General features: G+C 68.1%; 10 protein-coding genes and 1 pseudogene. 8 read left to right on the top strand and 3 right to left on the bottom strand.

Annotated features, from left to right (window positions below):
• Positions 1-12 precede the first annotated feature (12 nt).
• Positions 13-156: pseudogene (locus tag AOK08_RS46610) on the bottom strand (SCO5717 family growth-regulating ATPase); the annotation flags it as partial.
• Between the two features lie 446 nt (positions 157-602).
• Entirely contained in the window at positions 603-998 is a 396-nt protein-coding gene (locus tag AOK08_RS19590; protein ID WP_055527586.1) for a DUF397 domain-containing protein, read from the bottom strand.
• A 359-nt stretch (positions 999-1,357) separates the two neighbouring features.
• On the opposite strand from AOK08_RS19590, the gene rpsO reads away from it, so the two are divergent.
• From rpsO to AOK08_RS19615, 5 genes are all read left to right on the top strand, one after another.
• The gene (gene rpsO, locus AOK08_RS19595; protein WP_055527587.1) at positions 1,358-1,645 is read left to right on the top strand and encodes a 30S ribosomal protein S15; all 288 of its coding nucleotides are present in this window, start codon (positions 1,358-1,360) and stop codon (positions 1,643-1,645) included.
• Positions 1,646-1,969: 324 nt separating this feature from the next.
• Positions 1,970-4,192, top strand: coding sequence for a polyribonucleotide nucleotidyltransferase (locus AOK08_RS19600; RefSeq protein WP_055527588.1), 2,223 nt, complete (start codon positions 1,970-1,972; stop codon positions 4,190-4,192).
• The gene (locus tag AOK08_RS19605; protein ID WP_055527589.1) at positions 4,189-5,568 is read left to right on the top strand and encodes a M16 family metallopeptidase; all 1,380 of its coding nucleotides are present in this window, start codon (positions 4,189-4,191) and stop codon (positions 5,566-5,568) included. The genes AOK08_RS19600 and AOK08_RS19605 overlap by 4 nt, the downstream gene beginning before the upstream one ends.
• Positions 5,569-5,623: 55 nt before the next feature.
• Positions 5,624-6,376: a 4-hydroxy-tetrahydrodipicolinate reductase gene (gene dapB, locus AOK08_RS19610; RefSeq protein ID WP_055527591.1), complete on the top strand. Its 753-nt coding sequence runs from the start codon at positions 5,624-5,626 to the stop codon at positions 6,374-6,376.
• 8 nt (positions 6,377-6,384) lie between these two features.
• Positions 6,385-6,843, top strand: coding sequence for a hypothetical protein (locus AOK08_RS19615; protein WP_055527593.1), 459 nt, complete (start codon positions 6,385-6,387; stop codon positions 6,841-6,843).
• 15 nt (positions 6,844-6,858) lie between these two features.
• Here AOK08_RS19615 and AOK08_RS19620 read toward each other — a convergent pair whose 3' ends face one another.
• Complete coding sequence (locus tag AOK08_RS19620) at positions 6,859-7,416, bottom strand: PH domain-containing protein (RefSeq protein WP_055527595.1); 558 nt, start codon at positions 7,414-7,416, stop codon at positions 6,859-6,861.
• 202 nt (positions 7,417-7,618) lie between these two features.
• On the opposite strand from AOK08_RS19620, the gene thyX reads away from it, so the two are divergent.
• From thyX to AOK08_RS19635, 3 genes are all read left to right on the top strand, one after another.
• The gene (gene thyX, locus AOK08_RS19625) at positions 7,619-8,359 is read left to right on the top strand and encodes an FAD-dependent thymidylate synthase (protein WP_055527597.1); all 741 of its coding nucleotides are present in this window, start codon (positions 7,619-7,621) and stop codon (positions 8,357-8,359) included.
• 217 nt (positions 8,360-8,576) lie between these two features.
• Positions 8,577-9,476 (top strand): 4-hydroxy-tetrahydrodipicolinate synthase, encoded by a 900-nt coding sequence (gene dapA, locus AOK08_RS19630; RefSeq protein WP_055527599.1) that lies wholly within the window; start codon positions 8,577-8,579, stop codon positions 9,474-9,476.
• Between the two features lie 129 nt (positions 9,477-9,605).
• Positions 9,606-11,291: a ribonuclease J gene (locus tag AOK08_RS19635; RefSeq protein ID WP_055527603.1), complete on the top strand. Its 1,686-nt coding sequence runs from the start codon at positions 9,606-9,608 to the stop codon at positions 11,289-11,291.
• The last annotated feature ends 536 nt before the right edge of the window (positions 11,292-11,827 follow it).

Here is an 11,827-nt window from a genome sequence, read left to right on the forward strand (position 1 = left end):
CGCCCCCGATCACCCCGACGCGTTCTGCGTGTACCAGGCAGGCGTCGCGTAGTCGATGGTGAACTCGCCCGTCATCTCGCTGGCGGACTCCGCGTCGGACTGGTCGTCGCCGGGTGTTGCCCAGCCCCCGCGGTTCCCGTCCCGATCGCCGTTCACAATTCCTCCTGGTGTGGTCGAGCACCCTCTTGCCGTGCTGAGCGACCATTTCTCGTCTGTGTTCGTCTCGTCCGAAGCCGGCATTTCGCGGGTCGTGCCCACGTCCTCCGGCGTCGGACGGTGGAGGTCGTCCGATCTGCCCGGCTTTCCCCCCGGTACACCGGCGCCCGGTCCCCGGGTTCCGGCGTCGCGCCGGGCCCAGCCTAATCACCACGACCCCTGCCCCGGCAGGCCCGTCCACCCCCCAGTGACCGTCCAATACGTCGCAGCCTGGCCGGAACCGGTCCCGTCCGTGCCCGAACCTCCCTCTCTGGTAAGAGAGTTGACAGGGCACTTCGCGGAAAACGCGCGCGAAAAAGAGGGGCGGGACCGGCGCACCGCACCGGTCCCGCCCCTCGATCCATCACCAAGGACGACTGCCATCACTCAGGACGACTGAGCGCGAACTACTCCACGTCCCCACCCGAATCGGTGCTCGCACCCGAGCCCGTACCGGAACCCGAGTCCGACGACGCGGCCTCGGCCGCCGCGAGGCCGCCGTTGAGTTCAGTCGGCTCCAGATCGAACTCCCCGTCGCGCGCCCCGAGCACGAACGCCGTCCACTCCGCCTCCGTGTAACGGAGGACGGTGTCATGGTCCAGGGAGGACCGCATGGCCACCGCGCCCTCGGGCAGGTAGGCGATCTCGACCCGCTCCTCGTGCTCCTCCGTGCCGGGGGCGCTGTGCCACTCGACGCCCGAGATGTCGAGGGAGTACAGCTCGTCCCGCTCCCGCTCCTTGCGCGCCTTGACGTCCTCGTCCTGCGCGGCCGTGGTGTCCTGAGTGCCCTGTGCCTCCGCCATGGCGAAGCGACCCCTTCCCGACGTACGTCATATGACTGCTGACTACCTGCTGCTGACCACTGACTACTGCCGACCACCGCGGTACGACTACCGCGAATGTCGCGGTACGTGACGACGATCTACATCTACGTACTCACCCTAGTGGCCGAGCCCCCGCCGCCCCCACTGTTTGCACACCACGGCGAAGACGGCCGCTGCCTGCTGCTATCCTGGGCGACGGCCGTTTGTGTACGCACCCCTGGAGTCAGCGACTCCGGAGGCCGCGCTCAGCGGATTCCCGCCTCCCGAGTTACAGAAGCTCCCCTGAGAAGTGGACCAGGGGCACTCGGTGGCTACTACAAAGACTACGAGGAGCACGCGTGTCGCTCGACGCCGCAGTGAAGAAGCAGCTTATTTCCGAGTTCGGTACCAAGGAGGGCGACACCGGCTCCCCCGAGGTCCAGGTCGCGATGCTCTCGCGCCGTATCGCGGACCTGACCGAGCACCTCAAGACGCACAAGCACGACCACCACTCCCGTCGTGGTCTGCTGATCCTCGTCGGTCAGCGTCGCCGCCTTCTCCAGTACCTGGCCAAGAAGGACATCCAGCGCTTCCGTGCGCTGGTCGACCGCCTCGGCATCCGCCGCGGTGCGGCCGGCGCCAAGTAAGACGCTGTGAGAGGGAGCGGTTCCCACTTTAGGGGGCCGCTCCCTTTGCCGTACGTGCGGAAACGTGCGGAGTGTCACCACCTCTTTGTAGTGTGGTAGCACAACGCAATACGCAGGACATACACGCAGGACAGAACAGAACAGACACGAGGAGAAGTGCACCTCGCCGCCGCCGGTCCTCGGTAGTGGCCCCCGGGAACCGACTCCCGGGTGCTTCGATCGAAGACCGGCCCGCAATCTGAAGGCGCGCTTCTCCGACCCCACGTCCCTCTGCCACACGGGCAGGACGGGACAAAAGACGAAAAAGTATCGGAGAAAACGCTAGTGGAGAACGAGACCCACTACGCCGAGGCCGTCATTGACAACGGTTCCTTCGGCACCCGCACCATCCGCTTCGAGACGGGCCGCCTGGCCAAGCAGGCCGCCGGCTCCGCCGTGGCGTACCTGGACGACGACACCATGGTGCTGTCGGCCACCACCGCCTCCAAGAACCCCAAGGACCAGCTCGACTTCTTCCCCCTCACGGTGGACGTCGAGGAGCGCCAGTACGCGGCCGGAAAGATCCCCGGTTCCTTCTTCCGTCGTGAGGGCCGGCCCTCCGAGGACGCGATCCTCACCTGCCGCCTCATCGACCGCCCGCTGCGCCCGTCCTTCAAGAAGGGCCTGCGCAACGAGATCCAGGTCGTCGCCACGATCATGGCGCTCAACCCGGACCACCTGTACGACGTCGTGGCGATCAACGCCGCCTCCGCGTCCACGCAGCTCGCCGGTCTGCCCTTCTCCGGCCCGATCGGCGGCGTCCGCGTCGCGCTGATCAACGGCCAGTGGGTCGCGTTCCCGACGCACACCGAGCTCGAGGACGCCGTCTTCGACATGGTCGTCGCCGGTCGCGTCCTGGAGGACGGCGACGTCGCGATCATGATGGTCGAGGCCGAGGCCACCGAGAAGACCATCACGCTGATCGCGGGCGGCGCCGAGGCGCCGACCGAGGAGGTCGTCGCGGCCGGTCTGGACGCCGCGAAGCCCTTCATCAAGGTCCTCTGCAAGGCCCAGGCCGACCTCGCCGCCAAGGCCGCCAAGCCCACCGGCGAGTTCCCGGTCTTCCTCGACTACCAGGACGACGTCCTGGAGGCGCTCACCGCCGCCGTCAAGAGCGAGCTCTCCCAGGCGCTCACCATCGCGGGCAAGCAGGACCGCGAGGCCGAGCTCGACCGCGTCAAGGGCCTCGCCGCCGAGAAGCTGCTCCCGCAGTTCGAGGGCCGCGAGAAGGAGATCAGCGCCGCCTACCGCTCGCTGACCAAGTCCCTCGTGCGTGAGCGCGTCATCAAGGACAAGGTCCGCATCGACGGCCGTGGCGTCACGGACATCCGTACGCTCGCCGCCGAGGTCGAGGCCATCCCGCGCGTGCACGGCTCGGCGCTGTTCGAGCGTGGCGAGACCCAGATCCTGGGCGTCACCACCCTCAACATGCTCCGCATGGAGCAGCAGCTCGACACCCTCTCCCCGGTGACGCGCAAGCGCTACATGCACAACTACAACTTCCCGCCGTACTCCGTCGGCGAGACCGGCCGCGTCGGCTCCCCGAAGCGCCGCGAGATCGGCCACGGCGCGCTCGCCGAGCGCGCGATCGTGCCGGTCCTGCCCTCGCGCGAGGACTTCCCGTACGCGATCCGTCAGGTGTCCGAGGCCCTCGGCTCCAACGGCTCGACGTCCATGGGCTCGGTCTGCGCCTCCACCATGTCGCTGCTGAACGCCGGTGTGCCGCTCAAGGCCCCCGTCGCCGGTATCGCCATGGGCCTGATCTCCCAGGAGATCAAGGGCGAGACGCACTACGTCGCCCTCACCGACATCCTCGGTGCGGAGGACGCCTTCGGCGACATGGACTTCAAGGTCGCCGGCACCAAGGAGTTCGTGACCGCCCTCCAGCTCGACACCAAGCTGGACGGCATCCCCGCCTCCGTCCTGGCCGCCGCTCTCAAGCAGGCCCGCGACGCCCGCCTCCACATCCTCGACGTGATGATGGAAGCGATCGACACGCCGGACGAGATGTCCCCCAACGCCCCGCGGATCATCACTGTCAAGATCCCCGTGGACAAGATCGGTGAGGTCATCGGCCCCAAGGGCAAGATGATCAACCAGATCCAGGAGGACACCGGCGCCGAGATCACGATCGAGGACGACGGCACCATCTACATCGGTGCCCAGGTCGGCTCGCAGGCCGAGGCGGCCCGCGCGACGATCAACTCGATCGCCAACCCGACCATGCCGGAGGTCGGCGAGCGCTACCTGGGTACGGTCGTGAAGACGACCACCTTCGGCGCGTTCGTGTCGCTGCTCCCGGGCAAGGACGGTCTGCTGCACATCTCGCAGATCCGCAAGCTCGCCGGTGGCAAGCGCGTGGAGAACGTCGAGGACGTCGTGGCCGTCGGCTCCAAGGTCCAGGTCGAGATCGCCGAGATCGACTCCCGCGGCAAGCTGTCGCTCATCCCCGTCATCGAGGGTGAAGAGAACGCCGAGGACGACAAGAAGGACGACGACGACAAGTGACGTCGAGCAGCTCCACGGCGACGGCCCGCACCTCCTCGGAGGCGCGGGCCGTCGCCCGTACGCAAACCCTGATCAAGGGCACCAACGGCATCGGCACGGTCCGTAAGACCACCCTCCCCGGCGGCCTGCGCATCGTCACCGAGACCCTGCCGTCGGTCCGCTCCGCGACCTTCGGCATCTGGGCCCACGTCGGCTCCCGCGACGAGACGCCGGCCCTGAACGGCGCCACGCACTACCTGGAGCACCTGCTCTTCAAGGGCACCACGCGCAGGTCGGCGCTGGACATCTCCTCCGCGATCGACGCGGTCGGCGGCGAGATGAACGCGTTCACGGCGAAGGAGTACACGTGCTACTACGCGCGCGTGCTCGACACCGACCTCCCGCTCGCCATCGACGTCGTCTGCGACATGCTCACGGGCTCCCTGATCCTCGAAGAGGACGTCAACGTCGAGCGCGGCGCCATCCTCGAAGAGATCGCGATGACGGAGGACGACCCGGGCGACTGCGTGCACGACCTGTTCGCGCACACCATGCTCGGCGACACCCCCCTCGGCCGCCCGGTCCTCGGCACGGTCGACACGGTCAACGCCCTCACCGCGGACCGCATCCGCCGCTTCTACAAGAAGCACTACGACCCGACCCACCTCGTCGTCGCGGCGGCCGGCAACATCGACCACAACAAGGTCGTACGCCAGGTCCGCGCGGCCTTCGAGAAGGCGGGCGCCCTCAAGAAGACCGACGCCACCCCGATCGCCCCGCGCGACGGCAGCCGCGCCATCCGCACGGCCGGCCGCGTCGAACTCCTCGGCCGCAAGACCGAGCAGGCCCACGTCGTCCTCGGCATGCCGGGCCTCGCCCGCACCGACGAGCGCCGCTGGGCACTGGGCGTGCTCAACACGGCCCTCGGCGGCGGCATGTCGTCCCGCCTCTTCCAGGAGGTCCGGGAGAAGCGCGGTCTCGCGTACAGCGTGTACTCGTACACGTCCGGGTTCGCCGACTGCGGCCTCTTCGGCGTGTACGCGGGCTGCAGGCCCTCACAGGTCCACGACGTCCTGAAGATCTGCCGCGACGAACTCGACCACGTCGCCGAGCACGGCCTCTCCGACGAGGAGATCGGCCGCGCCATCGGCCAGTTGCGCGGTTCGACCGTCCTCGGCCTGGAGGACACCGGCGCGCTGATGAACCGTATCGGCAAGAGCGAACTGTGCTGGGGCGACCAGATGTCCGTGGACGACATGCTGGCCCGGATCGCCGAGGTCACCCCGGACGCGGTCCGTGAGGTCGCCCGCGACATCCTGGGACAGCGCCCGTCGCTCGCGGTCATCGGCCCGCTCAAGGACAAGCAGGCGGCCCGTCTGCAGGAGACGGTCGCCTGACAGCCGTATCCGCTCCGCTCCACACCCGCTACCCGTCCGGTAAGGAAGCAAAAACATGAGCAAGCTGCGCGTGGCCGTCCTCGGCGCCAACGGCCGTATCGGTGCCGAGGCGGTACGGGCCGTCGAGGCCGCCGAGGACATGGAACTGGTCGCCGCCCTCGGCCGGGGCGACAAGCTGGACACGCTCGTCGACACCGGCGCCCAGGTCGCGGTCGAGCTGACCACCCCCGACTCGGTGATGGCCAACCTCGACTTCTGCGTGGGCCACGGCATCCACGCGGTCGTCGGCACCACCGGCTGGACCGACGAACGCCTCGCGCGGCTCACCGGCTGGCTGGACCGGTCCCCGGAGACGGGCGTGCTCATCGCACCCAACTTCTCCATCGGGGCCGTACTGACCATGAAGTTCGCGCAGATCGCCGCGCCCTACTTCGAGTCGGTCGAGGTCATCGAGCTGCACCACCCGAACAAGGTGGACGCGCCCAGCGGCACCGCGACACGTACGGCACAGCTCATCGCCGAGGCCCGGGCCAAGGCGGGCTCGGCACCCGCACCGGACGCCACGGCGACCGGGCTGGACGGCGCCCGGGGCGCGGACGTCGACGGGGTGCCCGTGCACTCCGTGCGCCTGCGCGGGCTCCTGGCCCACCAGGAGGTCCTGCTGGGCGGCGAGGGCGAGACACTGACCGTCCGCCACGACTCGCTCCACCACAGCAGCTTCATGCCGGGCATCCTGCTCGGCGCACGGCGCGTCGTGGACACCCCGGGCCTCACCTTCGGCCTGGAACACTTCCTCGACCTCGGCTGAGGGACGTCATGCGCGCGAAACTCTCCTACGCCCTCACGGCCGCCGTCCTGGTCTTCTACTTCGTCCTGGTCGGCAGCCGCGGGGTCATGCTCATCCAGGCCGGCACGCTCCTGACCGTCACCTTCGGCGTGGCGGTCCTGATTCTGCCCGGGATCGGCGTCTGGTTCCTCTGGAAGAACACGCAGTTCGTCCGGAACGCCAACCGCCTCGCCGCCGAACTGGAGGCCGAGGGCGGCCTGCCCGCCGACGAGTTGAGGCGCACCCCGAGCGGCCGGGTCGACCGCGACTCGGCCGACGAGGTCTTCACCAGACGCAAGGCCGAGACGGAGTCGGCCCCCGACGACTGGCGCAACTGGTTCCGCCTCGCCGTCGCCTACCACGACGCCCGCGACACACCCCGCGCCCGCAAGGCGATGCAACGCGCGATCGCCCTGCACGCCGGCAAGTCACCCGCCCAGCAGGCCTGACAACAGGTCCGGTGTCTAACCTCGCCCGAACTCCGCGGCCCACACCTCCACGTTGTCCGCGGCCCGGTCGAACGCCTCCGTACGGCCCAGGAAGTCGGCGCTGTGCGTGGTCAGCAGCGGTGCCAGGGCGCCGGCGGCCCGGTCCCGCCGTACGAGGATCAGGGCCTGCCCCTGCACGGTGCGCGGCAGCGCGAGCCAGCGCACCGGCTGCTGCACCGTCCGTACGGCGACGACCTTCTCCCAGCGCGTCGTCCGCGTACCGAGGAAGCCCACCCTGCGCAGCCCGTGCGCACTCACCCACACGCCGGTGCGCAGCAGACGCAGTGCCACGGCGATGACGACCAGCGCCCCGCCGAGACACGCCGCACCGCCCGCGAACTCCCCGGTGGCCGCGATGATGACCGCCGCGACCAGCACGTACGAGGCGAGCAGCAGCAGAAGCGCCGCCGTACCCACCCGCCAGGGGCCGGGCCGGTAGGGGCGCCGCCAGCGGTCGCGGTCGTCGAACGGCAGCGCGTGACCGGCCCTGGCCTCGGCGGAGGCGTGGTCGGCCGTCAGGAAGGGCAGGGGCACGGCTGGTCCTCACTCACATCCAGGTGCGGGCAGTGCCCGGTGAGGCTATACAGCCGACCGGCCGGTCACCAGCCCTGGACGCCCCAAATGGTGCCCGATTTCACCGAATTAACTCCATGACGATGGTGAACGTCCCGTTTGGCGGGTCGTAGAGTGGCGTCGCCAAACGCCGATTGCCGCGATGGGAAGGACCCCCCGGACCGTGAGCCCCACCCCCGACGACGAGTTCAAGATCGACCTGCGCAGCGAGGTGACCGTCGAGCTGGTCAAACACAGCGCGGCCGACTCCGACGTGCTGTTCGCCGCCCGTGTGTCGACCGTCGGGGAGCAGTCCCTGGACGAGCTGGGCAAGGACCCGGAGCGCTCGACGGGCCTGATCAACTTCCTCATGCGCGACCGGCACGGCAGCCCGTTCGAGCACAATTCCATGACGTTCTTCATCAGCGCCCCGATCTTCGTCTTCCGCGAGTTCATGCGGCACCGCGTGGGGTGGTCGTACAACGAGGAGTCCGGCCGCTACCGCGAGCTGCAGCCCGTGTTCTACGTGCCGGACACCTCGCGCAAGCTCGTCCAGCAGGGGCGACCGGGCAAGTACGTGTTCGTCGAGGGCACTCCTGAGCAGCACGAACTCGTGGCGCGCACCATGGAGGACTCGTACCGCCAGGCATACCGGGCCTACCAGGAGATGCTCGCGCAGGGCGTCGCCCGTGAGGTCGCCCGCGCGGTCCTCCCGGTCGGCCTGTTCTCGTCGATGTACGCCACCTGCAACGCGCGCTCCCTGATGCACTTCCTCGGCCTGCGCACGCAGCACGAGCTGGCGAAGGTGCCGTCGTTCCCGCAGCGGGAGATCGAGATGGTCGGCGAGAAGATGGAGGCGGAGTGGGCGCGTCTCATGCCGCTGACCCACGCGGCCTTCAACGCCAACGGCCGGGTGGCGCCGTAAGGCAGACGTACGCGTGTTTCGCCACCGGGCACAGATGTACGGATCAGCCTCGCGAAGTGTCCGTATTGCGGTATTTCGAGAGGTTCATCTAGCCTGATCAAACGGACCCGGCACTGCTTGAACCCCCGAGCAGGCAGTGCCGGGCTCCGTCTTTGTCATGATTTTTCCCGCACCCCTAGGGCAGACCACGCCCTGAGCAGCGAGTAGCGTGGTACCCATGGCTCCGACCTCCACTCCGCAGACCCCCTTCGGGCGGGTCCTCACCGCCATGGTCACGCCGTTCACGGCGGACGGCGGGCTCGACCTCGACGGCGCGCAGCGGCTCGCCACCCACCTGGTGGACGCAGGCAATGACGGCCTGGTCATCAACGGCACCACCGGCGAGTCGCCGACCACCAGCGACGCGGAGAAATCGGATCTCGTACGAGCCGTACTGGAGGCGGTCGGCGACCGCGCCCACATCATCGCGGGCGTCGGCACGAACGACACCCACCACAGCATCGAACTGGCCCGCGCGGCGGAGAAGACCGGCGCCCACGGCCTCCTGACGGTGACGCCGTACTACAACAAGCCCCCACAGGAGGGCCTGTACCGGCACTTCGCGGCCATCGCCGACGCCACCGAACTCCCGGTCATGCTGTACGACATCCCCGGCCGCAGCGGCGTCCCGATCAGCACCGAGACCATCGTCCGGCTCGCCGAGCACCCCCGGATCGTCGCCAACAAGGACGCCAAGGGCGACCTCGGCCGCGCCAGCTGGGCCATCGCCCGCTCAGGCCTCGCCTGGTACTCCGGCGACGACATGCTGAACCTGCCGCTGCTCTCCGTGGGCGCGGTCGGCTTCGTCTCGGTCGTCGGCCATGTCGTCACACCCGAGCTGCGAACCCTCGTCGAGGCGTACGTCTCCGGCGAGGTCCAGAAGGCCACCGAGATCCACCAGAAGCTGCTCCCGGTCTTCACCGGCATGTTCCGCACCCAGGGCGTCATGACCACCAAGGCCGCGCTCACCCTCCAGGGCCTGCCCGCCGGACCGCTGCGCGCCCCCATGGTCGAACTGTCCGCCGACGAGGTCGCCCAGCTCAAGATCGATCTTGCCGCCGGCGGGGTAGAGCTCTGACAACAGACTTCACAACTGAATACGCGGGACATCCGTGTCCGCAGTCCACATCCAACAACTGCTTTTGCACGAACGTCATGCGCGCCACGTGCCTTGCCGGTACGTGGCGCGTGTGGTGAGGAGAGTCTTTTGAGTCATCCGCATCCTGAACTCGGCGCCCCGCCGAAGCTCCCGAAGGGCGGCCTGCGGGTCACCCCACTGGGCGGCCTCGGCGAGATCGGCCGCAACATGACCGTCTTCGAGTACGACGGCCGCCTGCTGATCGTCGACTGCGGCGTCCTCTTCCCCGAGGAGGAGCAGCCCGGAATCGACCTGATCCTGCCGGACTTCACGTCCATCAGGGACCGCCTCGACGACATCGAGGGCATCGTCCTCACGCACGGCCACGAGGACCACATCGGCGCCGTCCCGTACCTCCTGCGGGAGAAGCCGGACATCCCGCTGATCGGCTCCAAGCTGACCCTCGCGTTCATCGAGGCCAAGCTCCAGGAACACCGCATCCGCCCCTACACCCTTGAGGTGACGGAGGGGAACCGCGAGCGCATCGGCCCCTTCGACTGCGAGTTCATCGCGGTCAACCACTCCATCCCGGACGCTCTCGCGGTCGCCATCCGCACCCCCGCCGGCATGGTCGTCCACACGGGCGACTTCAAGATGGACCAGCTCCCGCTGGACGGCCGCCTCACGGACCTGCACGCCTTCGCGCGGCTGAGCGAGGAGGGCATCGACCTTCTCCTCTCCGACTCGACGAACGCCGAGGTCCCGGGTTTCGTTCCGCCCGAGCGCGACATCTCGAACGTGCTGCGCCAGGTCTTCGCGGGCGCCGGCAAGCGGGTCATCGTGGCGAGCTTCGCCAGCCACATCCACCGCATCCAGCAGATCCTGGACGCGGCCCACGAGTACGGCCGCCGGGTCGCCTTCGTCGGCCGCTCGATGGTCCGGAACATGGGCATCGCCCGCGACCTTGGCTATCTCAAGGTGCCGCCGGGCCTGGTGGTGGACGTCAAGACCCTCGACGATCTGCCGGACCACCAGGTCGTACTGGTCTGTACGGGCTCGCAGGGTGAGCCGATGGCCGCGCTGTCCCGCATGGCCAACAGGGACCACCAGATCCGCATCGTGCAGGGCGACACGGTGATCCTGGCGTCGTCCCTGATCCCCGGCAACGAGAACGCGGTGTACCGCGTCATCAACGGCCTGACCCGCTGGGGCGCCCATGTCGTGCACAAGGGCAACGCCAAGGTGCATGTCTCCGGCCATGCTTCGGCCGGCGAGCTCCTGTACTTCTACAACATCTGCAAGCCGCGCAACCTGATGCCGGTGCACGGCGAATGGCGCCATCTGCGGGCCAACGCCGAACTGGGCGCCATGACGGGCGTCCCGCACGACCGGATCGTCATCGCCGAGGACGGTGTGGTCGTCGACCTCATCGAGGGCAAGGCGAAGATCTCCGGCAAGGTCCAGGCGGGGTACGTGTACGTCGACGGCCTCTCGGTCGGCGATGTCGGCGAACCGGCCCTGAAGGACCGCAAGATCCTCGGGGACGAAGGCATCATCTCCGTCTTCGTGGTGATGGACTCGTCCACGGGCAAGATCACGGGTGGCCCGCACATCCAGGCCCGCGGCTCGGGCATCGACGACAACGCCTTCGCCGACGTCGTCCCGAGGATCGCCGAGGTCCTGGAACGGTCGGCACAGGACGGGGTGGTCGAGCCCCACCAGATGCAGCAGCTCATCCGCCGCACGCTGGGCAAATGGGTGTCGGACACCTACCGCCGGCGCCCGATGATCCTCCCGGTCGTCGTGGAGGTCTGACGGTCACGGGAGGGCGCCCGTACTGCCCCTCGCCGCACCTGAACTCGGAGCGGGGCTCCTCGATTTGCATCGAGGAGCCCCGCTCCAGTACGTTTACGGCTCCGCCAGCGAGGGAACCCGGCGCCACAGTGCGCCAGGGACCAACCCGAGCGGGACGGAAATTCCGACTCAGAACTTCTGATAGAGTCGGACTCGCCGGAAAGGGAAACGCGAAAGCGGAAACCTGGAAAGCACCGAGGAAATCGGAACCGGAAACGGTCTGATAGAGTCGGAAACGCAAGACAGCAAGACAAAGCAAAACAGCAGGACCGAAGGGAAACTGCCCGGAGGAAAGCCTGAGAGAGTCTCTCGGGTGAGTACAAAGGAAGCGTCCGTTCCTTGAGAACTCAACAGCGTGCCAAAAATCAACGCCAGATTTGTTGATACCCCGACTCGCGGAATTATCTGTGAGTTCGAGGTTCCTTTGATGCAGTAAACACAGCGAGGACGCTGTGAACGGTCGGGCTTATTCCGCCTGACTGTTCCGCTCTCATGTG

Source organism: Streptomyces graminilatus (assembly GCF_001418565.1).
Taxonomy (GTDB): domain Bacteria; phylum Actinomycetota; class Actinomycetes; order Streptomycetales; family Streptomycetaceae; genus Streptomyces; species Streptomyces graminilatus.